At 45.5% G+C, this 19753-nt stretch carries 16 protein-coding genes and 7 tRNA genes; 17 read left to right on the forward strand and 6 right to left on the reverse strand.

What is annotated here, in order from left to right; all coding sequences use genetic code 11:
* The first annotated feature begins 219 nt into the window (after positions 1-219).
* Positions 220-1194, forward strand: a complete 975-nt coding sequence (gene epmA / locus PK654_RS00985; protein ID WP_271697087.1) for an elongation factor P--(R)-beta-lysine ligase — start codon at positions 220-222, stop codon at positions 1192-1194.
* Between the two features lie 50 nt (positions 1195-1244).
* Here epmA and PK654_RS00990 read toward each other — a convergent pair whose 3' ends face one another.
* The 5 genes from PK654_RS00990 to rsgA all read right to left on the reverse strand — a co-directional run bounded on the left by PK654_RS00990 (position 1245) and on the right by rsgA (position 6732).
* Positions 1245-2132: a DMT family transporter gene (locus tag PK654_RS00990; RefSeq protein ID WP_271698751.1), complete on the reverse strand. Its 888-nt coding sequence runs from the start codon at positions 2130-2132 to the stop codon at positions 1245-1247.
* A gap of 73 nt (positions 2133-2205) precedes the next feature.
* Positions 2206-2916 carry a glycerophosphodiester phosphodiesterase gene (locus PK654_RS00995; protein ID WP_271697088.1) on the reverse strand — a complete coding sequence of 237 codons (711 nt, stop codon included), beginning with the start codon at positions 2914-2916 and terminating at the stop codon, positions 2206-2208.
* 88 nt (positions 2917-3004) lie between these two features.
* Positions 3005-4423 (reverse strand): SLC13 family permease, encoded by a 1419-nt coding sequence (locus tag PK654_RS01000; RefSeq protein ID WP_271697089.1) that lies wholly within the window; start codon positions 4421-4423, stop codon positions 3005-3007.
* A 298-nt stretch (positions 4424-4721) separates the two neighbouring features.
* On the reverse strand, positions 4722-5591 hold the full coding sequence (asd, locus tag PK654_RS01005) for an archaetidylserine decarboxylase (protein WP_271697090.1): 870 nt from the start codon (positions 5589-5591) through the stop codon (positions 4722-4724).
* Between the two features lie 85 nt (positions 5592-5676).
* A complete protein-coding gene (gene rsgA, locus PK654_RS01010; protein ID WP_271697092.1) occupies positions 5677-6732 on the reverse strand; it encodes a small ribosomal subunit biogenesis GTPase RsgA in 1056 nt (351 codons plus the stop codon).
* Between the two features lie 143 nt (positions 6733-6875).
* Between rsgA and orn the strand changes: the two genes are divergently transcribed.
* From orn to PK654_RS01050, 8 genes are all read left to right on the forward strand, one after another.
* A complete protein-coding gene (gene orn / locus PK654_RS01015) occupies positions 6876-7421 on the forward strand; it encodes an oligoribonuclease (protein WP_271697093.1) in 546 nt (181 codons plus the stop codon).
* 151 nt (positions 7422-7572) lie between these two features.
* A tRNA-Gly gene (locus PK654_RS01020) sits at positions 7573-7648 on the forward strand.
* 43 nt (positions 7649-7691) lie between these two features.
* A tRNA-Met gene (locus tag PK654_RS01025) sits at positions 7692-7768 on the forward strand.
* 126 nt (positions 7769-7894) lie between these two features.
* Positions 7895-7970 (forward strand) — tRNA-Gly (locus PK654_RS01030).
* 60 nt (positions 7971-8030) lie between these two features.
* Positions 8031-8107: transfer RNA gene (locus PK654_RS01035), tRNA-Met, on the forward strand.
* Between the two features lie 125 nt (positions 8108-8232).
* Positions 8233-8308, forward strand: a tRNA-Gly gene (locus PK654_RS01040).
* 59 nt (positions 8309-8367) lie between these two features.
* A tRNA-Met gene (locus PK654_RS01045) sits at positions 8368-8444 on the forward strand.
* A 126-nt stretch (positions 8445-8570) separates the two neighbouring features.
* Positions 8571-8646 (forward strand) — tRNA-Gly (locus tag PK654_RS01050).
* Between the two features lie 694 nt (positions 8647-9340).
* On the opposite strand, the gene queG is transcribed toward PK654_RS01050, so the two are convergent.
* The gene (gene queG / locus PK654_RS01055; protein WP_271698753.1) at positions 9341-10453 is read right to left on the reverse strand and encodes a tRNA epoxyqueuosine(34) reductase QueG; all 1113 of its coding nucleotides are present in this window, start codon (positions 10451-10453) and stop codon (positions 9341-9343) included.
* A 199-nt stretch (positions 10454-10652) separates the two neighbouring features.
* On the opposite strand from queG, the gene tsaE reads away from it, so the two are divergent.
* The 8 genes from tsaE to hflC all read left to right on the forward strand — a co-directional run bounded on the left by tsaE (position 10653) and on the right by hflC (position 19704).
* Positions 10653-11117: a tRNA (adenosine(37)-N6)-threonylcarbamoyltransferase complex ATPase subunit type 1 TsaE gene (gene tsaE / locus PK654_RS01060; protein WP_271697094.1), complete on the forward strand. Its 465-nt coding sequence runs from the start codon at positions 10653-10655 to the stop codon at positions 11115-11117.
* Positions 11118-11155: 38 nt separating this feature from the next.
* On the forward strand, positions 11156-12829 hold the full coding sequence (locus tag PK654_RS01065; protein ID WP_271698754.1) for an N-acetylmuramoyl-L-alanine amidase: 1674 nt from the start codon (positions 11156-11158) through the stop codon (positions 12827-12829).
* Positions 12826-14790, forward strand: coding sequence for a DNA mismatch repair endonuclease MutL (mutL, locus tag PK654_RS01070; RefSeq protein ID WP_271697095.1), 1965 nt, complete (start codon positions 12826-12828; stop codon positions 14788-14790). Before PK654_RS01065 ends, mutL begins: the two co-directional genes overlap by 4 nt.
* An 8-nt stretch (positions 14791-14798) precedes the next feature.
* Positions 14799-15731 (forward strand): tRNA (adenosine(37)-N6)-dimethylallyltransferase MiaA, encoded by a 933-nt coding sequence (miaA, locus tag PK654_RS01075; RefSeq protein WP_271697096.1) that lies wholly within the window; start codon positions 14799-14801, stop codon positions 15729-15731.
* A gap of 171 nt (positions 15732-15902) precedes the next feature.
* Complete coding sequence (gene hfq / locus PK654_RS01080; protein ID WP_271697097.1) at positions 15903-16169, forward strand: RNA chaperone Hfq; 267 nt, start codon at positions 15903-15905, stop codon at positions 16167-16169.
* A gap of 29 nt (positions 16170-16198) precedes the next feature.
* A complete protein-coding gene (gene hflX, locus PK654_RS01085) occupies positions 16199-17488 on the forward strand; it encodes a ribosome rescue GTPase HflX (protein ID WP_271697098.1) in 1290 nt (429 codons plus the stop codon).
* A gap of 45 nt (positions 17489-17533) precedes the next feature.
* Entirely contained in the window at positions 17534-18733 is a 1200-nt protein-coding gene (gene hflK / locus PK654_RS01090; protein ID WP_271697099.1) for an FtsH protease activity modulator HflK, read from the forward strand.
* A 2-nt stretch (positions 18734-18735) separates the two neighbouring features.
* Positions 18736-19704: a protease modulator HflC gene (gene hflC / locus PK654_RS01095; protein WP_271697100.1), complete on the forward strand. Its 969-nt coding sequence runs from the start codon at positions 18736-18738 to the stop codon at positions 19702-19704.
* Positions 19705-19753 lie beyond the last annotated feature (49 nt).

Consider the following 19753-nt stretch of genomic DNA (forward strand, 5'->3'; position numbering starts at 1 on the left):
TCCCTGCATGAATTGCATTAGGTTGTTATTATTAAAATTGCACACATCAGATTAGTGTACGGTACGAGGGTCAGGAAAAAATTGATATTGATGGATTTTTGCCGTAGAAATGTAGCCCGCTAGTCAGGATTTGTTTAATGTGTGACAAGTATCACTGAGTAGTGTTTAGTGAACTTAAACCGTTATAAATATAGATATTTACCATTAATTTGAATCAATATGACAATAGAAAATTGGCAGCCCAGTGCCTCGATTCAGCAGCTTAAACAGCGTGCTGAACTTCTGGCGAAAATACGTCGCTTTTTTGAAGAAAAAGGGGTTTTAGAAGTTGAAACTCCGGCGATGAGTCACGCGACCGTAACCGATGTTCATCTGCATACTTTTCAGACCCATTTTGTTGGCCCGGGTTTTTCCGACGGGCAGCCCCTTTATATGATGACAAGCCCTGAATTTCATATGAAAAGGCTACTTGCTGCAGGTAGCGGTTCTATTTATCAGATCGGTAAGGCGTTTCGCAATGAAGAGAACGGACGTCATCATAATCCTGAGTTTTCAATGCTGGAGTGGTACAGAACCGACTTTGATCATCATGATCTGATGGACGAGATGGATGAGCTGTTACAGCTTATTCTGGAGAGCGGGAAAGCCGTTCGCACAACTTATCAGCAAGCCTTTTTAAGTGTACTGGAAGTTTGCCCTCTTGAAGCGTCAATGGAAGAGCTTAAGCACGTTGCCGGCAAACTAGGGCTGTCTGATATCGCGAATAAAGAGCAGGACAGAGATACCCTGCTACAGTTGCTTTTCAGCGTCGGAGTCGAGCCCCGGATAGGGCAACAGTCACCGGCATTTGTCTACGACTTCCCTGCATCACAGGCGGCACTTGCGAAAATTAATCATAACGATTCCCGCGTTGCAGATCGGTTTGAGGTGTATTTTAAAGGCATTGAACTGGCGAACGGATTTCATGAGCTGGATGACGCTGATGAACAACTGGCGCGTTTCGTTGAAGACAATCAACATAGATTGAAAATGGGGCTGGAGATGCAGCCTATTGATTACAATCTGATTGAGGCTTTGAAAGCGGGTTTACCTGCCTGCGCTGGTGTAGCCTTAGGTATCGACAGGCTGGTTATGCTGGCTCTGGATTGTAACCATATTGATCAGGTAACTGCGTTTCCTTTCCCCAGAGCATGATATGAGAGAGGGGGGCTCTCCCCCCCCCTTTATAAATCCGGTTTAGATTCTTAACTGACAATTAGGCCTGTCCCTATCACGGCAAGCAATGCGCCTATCCATGCAAACTTATCCGGCCGCTGCTTGGTATAAAACCATAATATCGGAAGTACCATAATAGGCGTTGTCGAAGAGAGCAGGGCAACCATACCGACATTGCCGTCCCTTAATGCGTAGAGTATTAAGGTCATGCCTACCGCCATAGCAAGAAAACCGTTTAGGGCGGTAATAGAAAGAATGCGTAATGTAATAGGTTTAACGGGTTTCGCCAGCCTGTTTCCGCTTAACCTGAAAGTGCCGTGAGCCAGAAAGGCGGTGATCATTCTGATTGCGGATGCTGCAATCGGGTCAACTGAAGTCTGCATAACAGGTTTAGCGATGATGCCGCCAAGAGCCTGACACAAAGCCGCGGTAAGCCCTAATCCGATTCCAATCCAGATATTGCCACGCAGTGTTTCCCAGTCGTGGTTGTTCTGTTTTTTGTTAGCGAAAAAGATTGCGGCGAGGACGCCGGAGAAGACCAGAACTGCGCCCGCCAGCTCTTGCCCTTGCATGGTTTCGCTAAACAGGAAGTATCCCAGAACTGCTGAGAATACGGCATGGCAGGAAAATAGCAGCCCTGCCTGTCTTGGTCCCATTCTGTTCATACAGGCAAACAGGGCGGTATCACCGATAAAGATACCGATAAGGCCGGATAGCATCATTGGCGCAATATGATCACCGGAAACACTAAGCCAGCCACCGGATATAAACGCCATGCTGGTCAGCATAATAGCTGTACAGCCCATTCGCCATCTACTGTAAGCAAAGGTGCCAAGGTGGCGGGCAGGTGTAACGGATATCAGGCTGGAGATCGCCCACAAAAAGGCTGCTGCAAGGGCAAGCCACTCATAAGACATAGTAAAAGTGATTATCATTTAACAATCTGTTTACTATGCCTTAAAGTGCTTAAAATGCGTATTGTTTTATGCGCTACCAGACAAAATTATTTGGTTGTGGGTAGGTCTCGATAGCTTGTTTAGGGCAGTCACAGAAAATACCGTCAACACCAATGGACTCCATCCATTCCCAGTCTTGTGGCTCATTTACCGTATATACGTAAACTTTCAGGCCGCGGGCTTTGGCATCCTGAACGTACTCTTCTGTCACCATATCAAGGTAGAGGTTGATACTGGTGGCATTCAGTTTTTCTGCAAAGGCCGCCAGCTCCAGCTCAATAGAAGAGGTTAACGCGCCTAGTAACAGTTCTGGTTTTAGTGCTTTAGCTTGTTTTAGCCACAAGTGATTAAAAGAGGAGACAATGATCTGCTCATTGGTGAAGTTACATTGCTGTTCTGCGTAGCTAAGGTGCTCCATCAGCAGCTCAATATTGTCGATACCTTTAATCTCGATATTTAATGCGCACTGTCCTGATACGAGATCCAGTACTTGCCTGAGGGTCGGTATTTTTTCCCCGCATCCGGCATCCAGCTCATTGAGGGCAGAACGGCTATGTGCTCTTAGCAGGCCTTTGCCATTGGTTGTTCTCTGTAGCCAGCGATCGTGTATTACCCAGAGTTCACCATCATGTTCCTGAATATCCAGCTCAATGGCTTTGCTGCCACAATCAAGGGCAGCCTGAAAAGCGGCCAGAGTATTCTCAGGGTGTGTAGAGCGGGCACCGCGGTGAGCGATAATTAACATAAAATATCCTTTCGATTTAAGAGCAACAAACCATAGCTAAAAGCCTCCATTCCGGAGGCTTATTTTTATAACTTCCTGACGGCATATCTTAAGTGATAATCAGGGTAGTTGCATAGACAATTAATAGCCCGACTACACCAATAATTATCCCGGTTTTTGCCATATCTTTACTCTCGATTAAGCCTGTTGAGTAGGCCAGAGAGTTTGGTGGTGTGGAAACCGGTAGAATCATACCAAGGGAAGCCGAGAATGCGACGACCACTAGCAAGCCTTGTATTCCGCCAATGCTGGACAGGGTTTCCATTGATGCACCAATGGCTGCGGCTATCGGCATCAAAAGGTTAGCCGTTGCAGTGTTAGACATAAAGTTAGCCATTAGCCAGCAGACCAGAGATAAGGTGATAACTACGGCAAACGGTGACAGAGACTCATAATCTATTGCATGCGCCAACGCTTTTGCCAGCCCGGTTTTATCAAGTCCGATACCAATGGCGATACCACCAGCAACCAGCCATAAAACATCCCAGTTGATCTGCTTAAGTTCTTCTTTGCCCATAATGCCGGTTAGAGTAAACACCGCCAACGGGATGATGGATACCACATAGGTATTCATTCCATGCAGTTTGGTGGTCATCCATAGCAGAATGGTGCCGGCAAAAGTGGCGTAAACCACAATGGCCCTCCAGCTTTTACGGAAAGAACCTTCCAGTTTCAGCACCATCTCATCCTGAGAAGAAGGGAATAGTTTCTGCAGCAGAAACCAGGCCAGCGTTAACTGAATAATGACAAATGGCAGCCCCATCATCATCCATGTCAGAAAGTCGATACTATTTTCACCGGTCAGATATTGTAGAGCGATGGCGTTTGGCGGAGTACCAATAGGGGTTGCAATACCACCAGTGTTAGCGGCAATAGGAATACAGAGCACTAGGGCTTTTATCCCTAAATCCCCTTTTGGGGCAGAAGCCACGATAGGCCCCAGCAGTGCCAGCATCATTACTGTTGTGGCTGTGTTGGACATAAACATTGAGAACACCGCGGTAATCAGCATCAGCCCCAGCATAATAAATTTGGGTTGTTTACCAAATGGCTTTAACAGCACTCTGGCCAGGTTGTTGTCGAGCTCATATTTAGAAGCCGCGATCGCCAGGGCAAAACCGCCCATAAACAGAATAATAATGGGAGAAGAGAAGGCGCTGAAGATATCTTTATAGTTCATCAGCTCACCGAGATCATGGCCTGAAGGGGGCGTTCTGAACAGGTGCAGGCCTTTGTTAGAGATCATCACCAACTCAAGGGCAATAATCAGAATCGAGGTGGCAAAAACCGGTACGGGTTCAAGTACCCACAAAAGTGCTGCCAGAAGGAAGATTGCCAGCAGTCGGTGTTGAATAAGGGTCAGGTTATCAATTGGGATGCTGTCGATGGGCATCATTAATACAAGGGAGGGGATAGCGAAGCAAATAAGGAGTTTTATCAGCGTTCCCGGATCGATCTTCTTCTTCATCGTACGCAAACCTCGATATAGAGACCATATAACAGCACGGGCATCCGGTTCATCCCTGATATGCCACACAGACTGCTATGGATTAAGTTTAAAAATTAGCTGTAACCTAGCATAAAGTAAGCATATTTTGCTTACCAAGATCAGCTTGGTGTTTTGAAGAAGTAGGTTGTTTTTTTTGCCACTCTTTGTGATTGGTCAAAAAATAGCAAACCAGTTGAATAGAATAGCAAGTGCGGGACAGGGGAAGAAAAAAGGGCAGACGGATGTTCCGACTGCCCGGTAATGAATACGATAATGATTAGTCAGCAATATGAGCGTATGCGGTACCTAACTCTGTCTTCTGGTTAAGAGCCATAGAAGAGTCGAAACGGATTTTATCTTTTGCAAACAGGTTAATTACTGTGGAGCCTAACTTAAAGCGGCCCATTTCATCCCCTTTTTTGAACACCACTGCACGGTCGCCTTCAGCTGGATAATCCCAGCTGTATACGCTGCTGCCTCTTGGCGGAGTGACGGTTCCTGCCCATGTCAGCTCAATACTGCCCACAATAGTCGCACCGACCAGAACTTGCGCCATTGGGCCAAACTCAGTATCGAAAATACAGACAACCCTTTCGTTGCTGGCAAATAAGTTAGGGATATTGTCAGCGGTCAGTGGATTTACTGAATAAAGTTCACCCGGAACATAGATCATCTGACGAAGGGTTCCGTCACACGGCATATGTACACGATGGTAATCACTTGGTGACAGATACAGAGTGGCAAAGTCGCCTTCTGCAAACTCTTGATACAGTTCTGCATCACCACCTAGCAGTTCCTGAGCAGAGTAAGTATGGCCTTTAGCCTGAATCAACTGGCCGTTTTCAATTTTGCCGAACTGGCTTACACATGCGTCTGCAGGGTGAGTAATTACCGATGCATCACCTGAAATAGATCTCGCACCCTCTTTCAATTCACGGACAAAAAAGTCGTTAAAGGTTTTAAAGTGCGCAGGATCAGAGTGCAGTGCCTCATCCATATTGATTTTGTATTGTTTTATAAACAGACGAATGATAGCGGTAGTAAAACTACCAAGCTTGGCTTCGGCAAGCAGACCTACCAAACGGGTGATGGCATGTTTAGGTGCCCAAATCTGAAACCAGACTTTAATTTTATCGGATAACTTCATAGTAATAATGTTTATTCTTTTCAAGTGGCGTGATAGTACTTAATCCCGCTCCTGATGTCAGTATGTTTAGTTGTGACTGAACAAGTTAAAGATCAGCCTTCTTATTTCTGGAATATTGCCTGTTTGCTTTGTTCTCGTTCATGCTTTCGATGATGCGGTGATAACTGTGAAAACGGGTGGCAGAAATTTCCCCATTTTCTACGGCTTCACGCAGGACGCAGCCCGGGTCATCTAAATGTTTGCAGTCCCTGAATTTGCAACCACCGAGATGATTACGGAACTCAACAAAGGCTTCAGTGACTTCATCTTGCTCAAGATGCCACAAGCCAAACTCACGGATCCCCGGTGAATCAATTAAGTCTCCCCCGGTTGAGAAGTGATATAAACGGGCGGCAGTCGTCGTATGCTGACCTAATCCCGAATTCTCAGACACGGCGCCTTCTTCTGCGTCAACTTCAGGAAGAAGAGCATTAACTAAGCTGGATTTTCCTACGCCGGACTGGCCAACAAAGATATTTACTTTATCTTTTAGCTCTGCCTCGAGGGCTTCAACGCCTTCTCCGGACTCTTTACTAACAAACAATACCTTGTAGCCAATAGCTTCATAGATTGAAAGTTGTTGTTTGTATTCAGCCTGTTGTGTTTCATCCAGTAGATCGATCTTATTCAGTACGATTAATGGAGCAATTTGCAGTGTTTCTGAAGCAATCAGGTAGCGATCGATGATATTCAGTGACAACTCAGGTAGTACTGAAGAAACAATAACCATCTGCTCAACATTAGCGGCAACAGGCTTCAGACCATCATAATAATCAGGTCGTGTTAATACTGAGACTCTTGGTTCTACGGCTTCGACAACACCTGAAATACCTGCCATGGACTCAAGCCCGGCACGCCAGATAACCCTGTCTCCGGATACCAGACTCTCAATGCCCCGGCGTAGATTGCAGCGGTGTATGATGCCGGTCTCTATGTCTTCAACATCTGCATGTTGGCCAAAGCGGGTGATCACCAGACCATTTTTACTGCTGCCCAGCATCTCTTCTTCCCACTGAAGAGTGTCTTCCTGTTGTAGTCGCTTACTCTGATTTCTGCGGACTCTGCGTACCTGACCTTTGGTTAACTTTTTCTTTTTTGCCACTGTATCTGTTTGCCTTGTCTGGGGCGGATTTATAGTCTAGCCAACATTTCAGGGAAAATCATGAAACGTTAACGCAACCTATGGTTGTTTCCTGTTAGGGCAGGTATCATACCTGTTTTAAAGACAAAATAGGCAATTCATCGATGTCATTCAGTGATCAAAACTTAATTTGGGTCGATCTTGAGATGACAGGGTTAGACCCTGAAGAACACAAGATCATTGAAATTGCTACGATTGTGACGGACAGTGAGCTGAATATTCTTGCCGAAGGGCCGACTATTGCAATTCATCAGCCTGAGCAAGAGTTAGATAAAATGGATGAATGGTGCACAACCACTCATACAGGTAGTGGTTTGGTTAAGCGGGTTCGCGAAAGCAAAATCAGTGAACAACAAGCTATTGAGCAGACCATTAAGTTTCTGGAGCAATGGGTGCCTAAAGGCGCTTCTCCGATTTGCGGAAACAGTATTGGTCAGGATCGCCGTTTTCTGTATAAGCATATGCCTGAACTTGAAGAGTACTTTCACTATCGCTACATCGATGTCAGTACTCTTAAAGAACTGACTCGTCGCTGGAAGCCGGAAGTCCTGAAAGGGTTTAAGAAATCAGGTAGCCATTTGGCTCTTGATGATATCCGGGAGTCTATCGCTGAACTTCAGTATTACCGTGAAAATATCATTTCAATTTAGAGCGGGCAGCCTTGTCGTCCTGATGTAAATAGATTTTGATTCTTTTTTCATCAGGTGACAAAAAAATGCTAATTTTTTGCAAGAAGGACTTGCATCACAAAAAAATGCTCTTATAATTCGCAGCCCTAAACGACGAAAGACGTTTTAGATTGCGACACTAGCTCAGTTGGTAGAGCGCAACCTTGCCAAGGTTGAGGTCACGAGTTCGAACCTCGTGTGTCGCTCCAGATTTTATAGTTCTCACGGTACTTAACGGTGACACAATTCGGACGCGGGGTGGAGCAGCTTGGTAGCTCGTCGGGCTCATAACCCGAAGGTCGTCGGTTCAAATCCGGCCCCCGCAACCAATTTCAAGGTGTTGTGATTCGCTAGCTCGTCGGGCTCAGCCATTCATAAAACCTAGCGAAGGTCATCAGTTCAAAACTAGCCTCGCAACCAAACTCAGATTGTTTGATTCAACATCAGATGATTATGCGACACTAGCTCAGTTGGTAGAGCGCAACCTTGCCAAGGTTGAGGTCACGAGTTCGAACCTCGTGTGTCGCTCCAAATTTTATCTTATCCTAAGATAAACAGTTCTCACGGTACTTAACGGTGACACAATTCGGACGCGGGGTGGAGCAGCTTGGTAGCTCGTCGGGCTCATAACCCGAAGGTCGTCGGTTCAAATCCGGCCCCCGCAACCAATTTTAAGGTGTTGTGATTCGCTAGCTCGTCGGGCTCAGCCATTCATAAAACCTAGCGAAGGTCATCGTTTCAAACAGGCCCCGCAACCAAATTCAGATTGTTTGATTCAATATCAGATGATCATGCGACACTAGCTCAGTTGGTAGAGCGCAACCTTGCCAAGGTTGAGGTCACGAGTTCGAACCTCGTGTGTCGCTCCAAATTTTATCTTTCCTAAGATAAACAGTTCTCACGGTACTTAACGGTGACACAACTCGGACGCGGGGTGGAGCAGCTTGGTAGCTCGTCGGGCTCATAACCCGAAGGTCGTCGGTTCAAATCCGGCCCCCGCAACCAATTTTAAGGTGTTGTGATTCGCTAGCTCGTCGGGCTCAGCCATTCATAAAACCTAGCGAAGGTCATCGTTTCAAACAGGCCCCCGCAACCAAATTCAAATTGTTTGATTCAACATCAGATGATTATGCGACACTAGCTCAGTTGGTAGAGCGCAACCTTGCCAAGGTTGAGGTCACGAGTTCGAACCTCGTGTGTCGCTCCAAATTTTAATCATTTAGTTACTTTTAGATGATTATGCGATATCTGCTCAATAAATTGAGCGCAACCTTGCCAAGGTTGAGGTCACGCTTTTTGTTCAAGAGAAGGGAACCTCGTGTGTCGCTCCATTTTCTTTTTCGTTAATAAGATAATGGAAAAATTTCAGGCTGATATTAGCCTCCAAGATTACTTGATTAAGTAATGCCGCTCTTTTTAATGCTGTGAAGCATTATCCCCAAAATTTCAGAATAAATAGCCGCTAGTCAGGCTAGCTTTTCCACCGTAGCGCTATAGGCATTCCGGTGTTTCCAGCTGATCATAATTCATTTAACCAACAGACTTATCCACAAATTCTTATCTGTGGATAAAGTGGTGAATAAAAGAGTATTGCTACAAATTCCTTCTTCTTCCTAAAAGATCCTTTATTAGATCCATTGGTTATTAAATCAGAAGTTATTTTCTTAATTCTATGATTTTAATGGGTATTTTGTGATTTTACTTACTGCTCACACAAAAAATGGAAGATCAAAAGCAGCTTGTTTATTGATCTTTGTCATTTGTTGTATTTGTGTTTAACTTTTTTCAAATTAAGGCTTTTATTAATTGGCTTGAAGTTTTTCCACATTTTTTATTTTGCGGAGAGTGTCAAATAAAAAGAAACTTTGAATGATAAAGTTACAGGCTAGTAATCCGTATGTTTATGCGTCTCTTGGCAGGCCCTTCTGCACTAAACGGATCAGGCGTTGAGTTTTATTGTTGCTAAAAGGAGTCTGCTTCTTTTGTTGCTCCAGAGCCCAGACAAGGTGTTCATCCAGTATATCGTTAACACCTAGCTTGTCTTCCAGAGCTTCAATTATTTTGTGAGAAAAAGGTGCGTTGCCCATTGTAATAGCTATATTTCTCAGCCACTGAATATGGCCGATTCTGCGGATGGCAGAGCCTTCTAGTTTTTTCAGGAACTCATCTTCAGTCCAACTGAATAAATCTATTAATTCTGTTGTGCTAAATACTTTTTTTCTATGAAAGTCTGTTTGTGTCGTCAGCTCAGAGTAACGGTTCCATGGACATACAAGCTGACAATCGTCGCAACCATATATTCTGTTTCCTATCGCTTTTCTGTATTCCGTAGGAATAACGCCATCAAACTCAATTGTCAGGTAGGAGATACACTTTCTTGCATCGACAACGCCTTCTGAAACAATGGCGTTAGTCGGGCAGGAGGTGATGCAGGCGCTGCATTTTCCACACTCATTTGCTGTCGGTTGATCCACCGGAAGCGGAATATCAACCAGTAGCTCGCCCAGAAAAAACCAGGAACCGGCATTTCTATTTATGATCAAAGAATGTTTGCCGATCCAGCCAAGTCCGGCTTCCTGAGCCAGAGGTCTTTCAAGAATTGGAGCGGAATCGACAAACGGCCGGTAACCTAACTGACCACATTCTTGTTCGATCTTTTGCCCCAACTTTTTAAGCTGATTTCTTAGCAGCTTATGATAATCCCGGCCTAAGGCATACCGGCTGATGTAGGCTTGGTTTGTGTCACTTAGATTTGAGGAAAACTGAGCCTCCGGAGGAAGATAATCTAAGCGGACACTGATAACCCTCAGCGTTCCCGGTAGTAATTCTGCCGGCCTTGAACGCATTGTGCCGTGCCGCGCCATCCATTCCATCTCACCATGGAAGCCGTTATCAAGCCACTCCTGCAGCGCGGGTTCATATTCTGAAAGGTCGACATCACAAATCCCTACCTGCTGGAAACCAAGTTCTGTTCCCCAGAGTTTTATTTTTTCAGCAAGTTGTTGGTAGTTCATCATGGTTTGTTTCATCTCAGAGATAGGCTGTTAATTTTATCTGATTTAACGGGCTGGATCGAACAAAGATATAGCTTTGAAGGTCGATTAAAGAAGGAAACTTATTCAATAGGGTCTTGTCTCTCAAATCTATTAAGGTTTACTATTCTCACTCTTTTGATTTTTATATAGTCAGCCAGTAGAGAAAACAGTTAGAAAAATGAAGACACAGCAAATTACTCTAAAAGACGAGCAGGAAACTATCGCTCTTGGTTCACGCATTGCGGCATTGTGCTCAAAGCAGACGACTATATATCTGCATGGTGATTTAGGCGCAGGTAAGACGACGTTCAGCAGAGGTTTTATCCGTGCACTAGGTCATAACGGAAACGTCAAAAGCCCGACTTACACATTGGTTGAACCGTATCAACTGGCTGACTGGCAAGTGTATCACTTTGATTTGTATCGTCTGGCTGATCCGGAAGAGCTGGAGTTTATGGGTATCAGAGATTATTTTACCGATGATGCTATTTGTCTGGTTGAATGGCCGGAGAAAGGGGAAGGTTTACTGCCAGAGTCTGACTTTGATATAGAGCTGAAATACGATAATGATCAGCGTATTGCCTGTATCACTGCCAATAATGACTACGGCTGTAATTTGCTGGAAAAAATGGAGTTATCTTGATTTACAGGCAATTTAGAGCATTTAGCGTACTCTTTTTAATCCTGATTTTTGTTCCGTTCTCCGGTGTATTTGCTAATACCCTGGAGAGCCTGAGGGTATGGCCTTCACCCGATGAGACCCGGGTTGTTATCGATCTGAAGTCTGAGGTTGAATACAGCTATTTCACGCTGTCCAGCCCGTATCGTCTGGTGGTCGATCTTAAGAAAACCACGCTACATACTAAATTGCCTATTCTGGTAAAAAACAGCAAAGTTCTGAGTAAAGTCCGCAAAAGCTCACCTCCGGAAAAAGGTACTTACCGGCTTGTGTTTGAAATGAAAAACAAAGCCACTCCTAAGCTGTTTAAACTAAAGCCGACACCGGGAGGAGAGTATGGTCATCGTCTGGTGATCGATATACCTCATGGCGCCGTTGCTCAGCCTGCTAAAAAGCCCGCGACAAGTTCCAAGCCTGTTGTCAGTAAGGATGCTTCACAGTTGTCCGGTACTGCAGATATTATTGTTGCGATTGATGCCGGACATGGTGGTGAGGATCCCGGCTCTATCGGCCCTACCCGTAAATATGAGAAGCACGCAACCCTGAGTATTTCTCAGAAAATTGCTCAACAGATCAACAGTATCCCGGGAATGAAAGCAGTGATGACCCGCAGGGGGGACTACTTTGTTAATCTGAACAAGCGCTCTTCTATTGCCCGGAAAAACAAAGCTCACCTGTTAATGTCAGTTCATGCAGACAGCTTCCGCTCTCCTCAGCCCCGGGGTGGCTCAGTTTTTGTACTCAATATGCGAAGGGCGAACTCTGAAATTGCCCGCTGGGTGGAAAAACAGGAAGCACAATCTGAGCTGTTAGGCGGAGCCGGTGAGGTGTTGTCTAAAACAAATGCCGATAAAAATGTTAGCCAGACCTTACTTGACCTGCAGTTTAGCCACTCTCAGAAAGAGGGCTATAAGGTGGCAACCCAGATTTTAAAAGAGATGGGCAAAGTCACCCGGCTACATAAAAAAGATCCGGTTCATGCCAGTCTGGCGGTGCTAAAGTCTCCGGATATTCCATCTGTACTGGTTGAAACGGGGTTCCTTTCAAATCCGACCGAAGAGAAATTACTGTTTCAGCGTTCTCATCAGGATAAGCTAGCCAGAGCACTAACCAAGGCCATTGTTCAGTATTTTGAAGCCAACCCGCCTGACGGTACTCTGTTTGCCCAGCGCAGAAATGCTAAAAAGCATAAAGTGCAGCGTGGTGAGTCTCTGTCGGTTATTGCCAAGAGATATGGTGTATCGACTCAATCGCTGACCAGTGTCAACAAGCTGAAAAGCAGTAGCTTAGCCATTGGTCAGATTTTGGTAATTCCTGCTAACCGGGCACCTATTGTTGTTACCAAAGCAAAGAACCCTGTTGAGACCAAGGTAATTACTCATGTGGTGTCTGCCGGAGAGTATCTAGGTAAGATTGCCAGCAAATACAAAGTAACTGTGGCCAGCATTAAAGCGCAGAACAAGCTTAAACGAGAAACTCTATGGGTCGGCCAGAAGCTTAAGATTACTGTAAAGCTAAAGGATCTTCCTATCCGCAGGCATAAAGTGCGTAAAGGGGAGTTTCTCAGCAAGATTGCCGGTAAGTATGGTGTTACCGTAAACGGCATTCGTGTTGCTAATAAGCTACGTTCAGATCAACTGGCGGTCGGGCAAATCCTGATAATTCCAAACCGATGACAATTAAAATACTGCCGGCAAGGCTGGCAAACCAGATAGCGGCTGGTGAAGTAGTAGAAAGGCCGGCTTCAGTGGTGAAAGAGCTGGTCGAAAATAGTCTCGACTCTGGTGCTACCCGGATAGATATTGATATCGAAAAGGGCGGTAGCAAGCTTATTCGCGTGCGGGATAATGGAAAGGGAATCGTCAAAGAGGAACTTCCGCTGGCTCTGAGCCGCCATGCGACCTCTAAAATACATACTTTAGATGATCTTGAAGCCATTATGAGCCTCGGCTTCAGGGGAGAAGCGTTAGCCAGTATTAGTTCTGTATCCCGCCTTACCATGACTTCGCGCACAACCACTCAGGAACAGGCGTGGGCAGCTTACAGTGAAGGAAGAGAGATGGAAGTGCAGTTAAAGCCTTCCGCCCATCCTGTTGGTACTACCGTTGAAGTTCTGGATCTGTTTTTTAATACTCCGGCCCGCCGCAAATTTCTGCGCACAGAGAAAACCGAGTTTACTCATATTGATGAGTTGCTGAAACGTATTGCCCTGAGCCGATTTGATGTCACCATTAATCTGCGTCACAACGGAAAAGCGATACGCCAGTACCGGGCGGCTAAAAATCAGCATCAGGTAGAAAAAAGGCTGGCAGCCGTGTGTGGGCCAGCATTCGTTAAAAATATGCTGGTGATCAGTCTGGAGCATAACGGGCTGAAATTACATGGCTGGATTACTTCTCCTCAGGGAGCTCGCCAGCAGAGTGATCTGCAATACTGCTATGTCAACGGCCGGATGATGCGCGATAAGCTGATTAATCATGCTATCCGCCAAAGTTATGAAACGAGTCTGAAACCGGAACAGTTTGCCGCCTACGTGCTGTTTATTGAGCTGGATCCACATCAGGTTGATGTGAATGTTCACCCGGCAAAACATGAAGTTCGTTTTCATCAGTCTCGTCTGGTACATGACTTTATCTATCAAGCCTTGGCTGACGCACTAGCACAGAGTCACTATATTGATTCGCCACAAAAGACAGAATCTGCATTCAGTAGTGAGAGTGTACAACCATCTTCGCCTCTTCAGCCGCAAAACCAGTTTATTGCTACCGCTTCAGAGCGGGAGGAAAAAGCAATCGCCAGCATTCCTGCCTATCCGGGAAGAAGTGATTATGTATCTGAGCCAGCTAAGCCGTACAGCACACAGGCAGATGACACAAGCCACAGAACCAGTGACTGGCAGTCACAAAAAGCGCCAGCCAGTAGTCAAAAGAACCGTAATGACAGACCTGTCAGCGCACCAGCTAAGCAAGAGCTAAAGGCCTATAAGCAGCTACTATCTACGCCTGAAGGGCTCTCTCTGGATGAGTATCAGCGAGCTCCTGACATTGCTGCAGAACCAGAGCATCAAGAAGCGGTGATCACTAAGCTGGGTAAATCTTTGGCAGTCGTTGCAGATAAGTATTTGCTGATGCAGTCCGGTGATGGTGTGGTTCTTGTTTCGCTGGAAAGAGCAGAGTGGTACAGAGTATTGGGCCAGTTGCAAACCAAGACTCAGCCTCTGACCATGCAGCCCTTGCTGGTTCCTTTGTCGATTAAGTTAGAGCGTGAAACCGTCAAGGAGCTTGAGCCTTATTCTGCTTTGCTGGAAAAATTTGCTATCGGAATAAAGCCTAAAAACACCGCTGGCATAATGGTGATGGGAGTTCCTCAGCCTCTTCGTCAGTATAATTTGCAGCAATTTATCCCGGAACTTATTACTTATCTGACTTCACAGACAGGTGAAATCAGTGAAATAATGCTGGCTAACTGGTTGGCGACTGAGATCACCAGAGTGAAAAGTAGCTACACTTTGTCTGAAGGCATTCAGATTGTGACCGAGCTGGAGCAGTTATGGCAGGGAGTGTTGCCTTTATCCGATGGTCTGTTTGTTCAGGCTGTCAACTTTGATTCAACAATTGCCAAATTCAATATTGGCTAAGCTAAACAATGAAGAATGAATTACCGCTTGCGCTGTTTTTAATGGGGCCGACCGCTTCAGGAAAAACAGCATTGGCGATTGAACTAACAAAAAAATACCCGGTAGAAGTGATCAGTGTTGACTCGGCATTGATCTATAAGGGCATGGATATTGGTACCGCTAAGCCTGATGCAGAAGAGCTAGCATTAGCTCCTCATAGGCTGATTGATATTCTCGATCCTTCAGAGGCCTATTCGGCGGCTGATTTCAGGGCTGATGCCCTGAAAGAGATGGATGATATTGTTGCTAATGGCAAGATTCCTCTGTTAGTCGGGGGAACTATGCTCTATTACAAAGCTCTATTAGAAGGACTGTCGCCACTTCCTGCGGCAGATCCTGAAGTAAGAAAACAGATTGAATCTGAAGCTGAGCAGTACGGTTGGGAAGCGTTACACGATCAATTAAGAGATCTTGATCCCGTCTCTGCACAGAGAATTCATCCAAATGATCCTCAAAGATTGTCTCGGGCATTGGAAGTTTATCGAATTTCAGGTAAAACATTGACTGAGTTAACTCAGGTAAAAGGTGATGCACTACCATACCGGGTTAAACAGTTTGCAATAGCGCCTAAGGAAAGGGCGGAACTGCATCGCAGGATCGAACTAAGGTTCGATAAAATGATCGATGCCGGATTTGAAGATGAGATGAAAGCACTCTATTCTCGTAAAGAGCTTCATCCAGACTTACCTTCTATCCGTTGCGTTGGTTACCGGCAGATGTGGGATTATTTAGATGGGAAGTGCAGTTTAGAGGAAGCGAAATTTCGTGGAATTTGTGCAACCCGTCAATTGGCCAAGCGACAAATTACCTGGTTACGCAGTTGGGATAATTTAACTTGGTTAGATAGCGAAAACATTGAGCAGTCGTTGAAGATCATGTCCGATGCAATAGCATCAAATTGATTTTGCTGTGTATAATGTGATCGTTTTTGCGTGAAAGTCTTAAGTTAATGATCTATAGATTATAACTAAGGCTGATTTGATTCATTTAGCTCGAATGCAAAAGCAGCACAATCATATTGCCGAGCAACTTAAGCTAAATAATTACAACTACAAACAAATAAGGAAAATAAAATGGCTAAGGGGCAATCTTTACAAGACCCGTTCTTAAACGCGCTACGTCGCGAACGTGTGCCAGTTTCAATCTATCTAGTGAATGGTATTAAACTTCAAGGACAGATCGAGTCTTTCGATCAGTTTGTAATCCTGCTGAAAAATACCGTAAACCAAATGGTTTATAAGCATGCGATTTCCACAGTAGTTCCTGCCCGTGCAGTAACTCATCACAGCAACACAGAGCGTCCTCACGGAGAACGCCATCAAGAGAAAACTGAAGATTAATAGTTATAAAGTAAATAGGGGTTGATTGCTTGTTTGACCGTTATGAAGCCGGTGAACAGGCTGTTCTTGTTCATATTAACTTCACACAAGACGGAGAGTGGGAAGATCTCAGCGAATGCGAAATGCTGGTCTCTTCAGCCGGAGTCAATACGCTGCAGGTAATTACCGGCAGCCGACAGGCTCCCCACCCGAAGTACTATGTTGGAGAGGGTAAAGCTCAGGAGATAGCGCAGGCTGTCCAGTTAACTGGTGCTGAAATTGTGATATTTAATCACGCCCTCTCTCCTGCCCAAGAGCGAAATCTGGAGCATTTGTGTAAGTGCAGAGTGTTGGACCGGACCGGACTGATACTCGATATCTTTGCTCAACGAGCACGAACACATGAAGGAAAGCTGCAGGTAGAACTGGCACAGCTTCGCCACCTTTCAACACGACTTATTCGTGGCTGGACTCACTTAGAGAGACAAAAAGGTGGTATAGGCTTAAGAGGGCCGGGTGAAACACAGCTGGAAACCGATAGACGACTATTGCGTGACCGTATCAAAGCGATTTTGCGTCGTTTAGAGAAGGTTGCGAAACAGCGAGAGCAGGGAAGACGAGCCAGAAGTCGTGCTGAAATTCCGACGATTTCATTGGTAGGGTACACCAACGCAGGAAAGTCTACGTTGTTCAACAGAATTACCGAAGCGGGCGTCTATGCAGCAGATCAGCTGTTTGCAACCTTAGATCCAACGCTTCGAAAAATAGAATTGAACGATGTTGGGCCAGCTATTTTAGCTGATACGGTTGGTTTTATCCGACATCTCCCCCATGATCTAGTTGCAGCCTTTAAAGCAACGCTACAGGAAACACAGGAGGCGGATATTCTGCTTCATGTTGTTGACGCCAGCGATGACAGGTTCCGGGAAAATATTCATGCTGTTCATGAAGTACTGGAAGAGATTGATGCAAATGAAATCCCTTCACTGGTGGTAATGAACAAAATTGATAATCTGGACGGTCAGAATCCGCGTATTGAGAGAGACGAAGAAGGTGTTCCTCAGACGGTTTGGGTTTCTGCAATGGAAGGTAAAGGCATCGATTTGTTGTTTCAGGCGCTGACAGAGCGTCTGGCCAGCCAGATGGTTCAATATCAGCTACGTATACCGCCACAATATCAGGGACGTTTACGTAGTACATTCTTCAAAATGAAAAGTATTCAAAAGGAAGAATATGAATCAGATGGTAACTTATTGATCGATATCCGAATGCAACAGGTAGATTGGTCTAGACTTGAAAAAAGAGAAGGGGCAGTTCTGGGTGACTTTATTGTTCACTGAAGAACTGCTGAAGTATAACGTCATATCAAATGATGGAGCTTTCTAATGGCGTGGAATGAGCCTGGTAACAATAACGGCGATAAAAATGGCCGCGATAATGACCCTTGGGGTAATAACGATCGCGGTAACCGGAATTCCGGTGGCCGAGATCAAGGACCGCCAGACTTGGACGAAGTGTTTAATAAACTAAGTCAAAAGCTGGGTGGCAAGTTTGGTAAGAAAGGTGGTATGCCTTCCGTAGGTGGCGGTGGTGGTGCAATCGGCTTTGGTCTGATTGCTATCGTAGCTGTAGCTTTCTGGATTTTTGCGGGTTTCTATACCATAGGTGAAGCAGAAAGAGGGGTAGTTTTACGTCTGGGTAAGTACGATCGTATCGTTGATCCTGGTCTGAACTGGCGCCCTTATTTCATCGATGATGTTACTCCGGTCAATGTACAGGCAATCCGTGCATTACGTGCGTCCGGCACCATGCTGACCAAAGATGAGAACGTAGTAACCGTTGAAATGGGCGTTCAGTACCGTGTTTCTGACCCATACAAATATCTGTACCGTGTAACCAATGCCGATGACAGCCTGCGTCAGGCTACAGACTCAGCGTTACGTGCGGTAATTGGTGACTCTTTGATGGATAGCATCCTGACAAGTGGTCGTCAGCAAATTCGTCAAAGTACTCAGGAAACCCTTAACCGTATTATCGATAACTACGATATGGGTCTGATTATTGTCGACGTAAACTTCCAGTCTGCGCGTCCGCCGGAGCAGGTTAAAGATGCATTCGATGATGCTATCGCTGCCCGAGAGGATGAGGAGCGTTTTATTCGTGAAGCGGAAGCTTATAAGAATGAAATTCTGCCTAAGGCGACAGGTCGTGCAGAGCGTCTGAAGAAGGAAGCACAGGGTTATACTGAACGTATCGTAAACGAAGCGTTAGGTCAGGTAGCTCAGTTTGAAAAGCTACTTCCTGAATATCAGGCTGCACCTGAAGTAACACGTGACCGTCTGTATCTGGATACTATGCAGGAAGTTTACACTGCGACATCCAAAGTACTGATTGATTCTGAGTCCAGCGGTAACCTGCTTTACCTTCCGATTGACAAGTTAGGTCAGTCTTCAGGTGAAACGGCTACTAAGCGTAAAGCTCAGTCGACATCGGCTTATGATGATATCGAGCTTGAGTCTCAGAGAACCGATACTCAGACAACGACACCATCACGTACTAACAGCACACGTCAAGGGAGATACTAATAATGCGTAGGTTAACCATCCCTGTAATTTTTGCTGCGCTGGCAATCATGCTGATGTCTGTGTTTGTGATTCCTGAGGGCGAGCGCGGTATTGTTATCCGCTTTGGCCGGGTTTTAAAAGATACTAATGAAATGTCCCGCATTTATGAGCCGGGTCTGCATTTCAAAGTGCCGCTATTTGACCGTGTAAAAACGCTTAATGCGCTGATTCAGACAATGGACGGACGTGCTGACCGATTCGTAACCTCTGAGAAAAAAGACGTTATTATCGATTCGTATGTGAAATGGCGTATTGAAGACTTTGGTCAGTATTACCTTGCTACTGGTGGCGGTGACACACTGACGGCTCAGGCACTGCTGGAAAGAAAAGTAACAGATGTGCTTCGTTCTGAAATCGGTTCCCGCGAGATCAAGCAGATCGTTTCCGGACCTAGAACCGGTGCTATCGTACTCGAAGATGCTGGTGTTTCTGAGGTATCTAAAGAGGTTCTGGAGATTGAAGGCGAGCGTGATGTCATCATGTCTGAAGTACTGAGCGGTACCCGCGAAAGTGCTATGAATGACCTTGGTGTTCAGGTAGTCGACTTCAGAATGAAGAAGATCAACCTGCCGGATGAGATCAGTGAATCTATCTATAAGCGTATGCGTGCTGAGCGTGAGACGGTTGCCCGTAAGCACCGTTCTCAGGGTCGTGAGAAAGCGGAAGTTATCCGCGCTCAGGCAGAGCTGGAAGTGGCAACTGTGCTTGCAGAAGCCGATAAAACAGCCCGTGTAACACGAGGTGAGGCTGACGCGAAAGCGGCAGGCATTTACTCTAATGCTTATAACAAAGATCCTGAATTCTTCAGCTTCTTACGTTCACTAAGAGCGTATGAGAAATCCTTTAGTGAGAAGAGCGATATCCTTGTTCTTGATCCTAAGAGTGATTTCTTCAAATACATGAATGATGCTAAAGGTGCGGTAGCAAACTAACTTGCCCTATTAGCAGACGATAAGATCACAGAGGCTCCTGAAGGAGCCT

Source organism: Vibrio sp. SCSIO 43137, assembly GCF_028201475.1.
Classification (GTDB): Bacteria; Pseudomonadota; Gammaproteobacteria; order Enterobacterales; family Vibrionaceae; genus Vibrio.

Excerpts from the sequence above, each read along its gene's own strand:
- epmA (WP_271697087.1), top strand. The coding sequence starts at position 220 with ATGACAATAGAAAATTGGCAGCCCAGTGCCTCGATTCAGCAGCTTAAA.
- PK654_RS00990 (WP_271698751.1), bottom strand. The coding sequence starts at position 2,132 with ATGTCTTATGAGTGGCTTGCCCTTGCAGCAGCCTTTTTGTGGGCGATC.
- PK654_RS00995 (WP_271697088.1), bottom strand. The coding sequence starts at position 2,916 with ATGTTAATTATCGCTCACCGCGGTGCCCGCTCTACACACCCTGAGAAT.
- PK654_RS01000 (WP_271697089.1), bottom strand. The coding sequence starts at position 4,423 with ATGAAGAAGAAGATCGATCCGGGAACGCTGATAAAACTCCTTATTTGC.
- asd (WP_271697090.1), bottom strand. The coding sequence starts at position 5,591 with ATGAAGTTATCCGATAAAATTAAAGTCTGGTTTCAGATTTGGGCACCT.
- orn (WP_271697093.1), top strand. The coding sequence starts at position 6,876 with ATGTCATTCAGTGATCAAAACTTAATTTGGGTCGATCTTGAGATGACA.
- queG (WP_271698753.1), bottom strand. The coding sequence starts at position 10,453 with ATGAACTACCAACAACTTGCTGAAAAAATAAAACTCTGGGGAACAGAA.
- tsaE (WP_271697094.1), top strand. The coding sequence starts at position 10,653 with ATGAAGACACAGCAAATTACTCTAAAAGACGAGCAGGAAACTATCGCT.
- mutL (WP_271697095.1), top strand. The coding sequence starts at position 12,826 with ATGACAATTAAAATACTGCCGGCAAGGCTGGCAAACCAGATAGCGGCT.
- miaA (WP_271697096.1), top strand. The coding sequence starts at position 14,799 with ATGAAGAATGAATTACCGCTTGCGCTGTTTTTAATGGGGCCGACCGCT.
- hfq (WP_271697097.1), top strand. The coding sequence starts at position 15,903 with ATGGCTAAGGGGCAATCTTTACAAGACCCGTTCTTAAACGCGCTACGT.
- hflK (WP_271697099.1), top strand. The coding sequence starts at position 17,534 with ATGGCGTGGAATGAGCCTGGTAACAATAACGGCGATAAAAATGGCCGC.
- hflC (WP_271697100.1), top strand. The coding sequence starts at position 18,736 with ATGCGTAGGTTAACCATCCCTGTAATTTTTGCTGCGCTGGCAATCATG.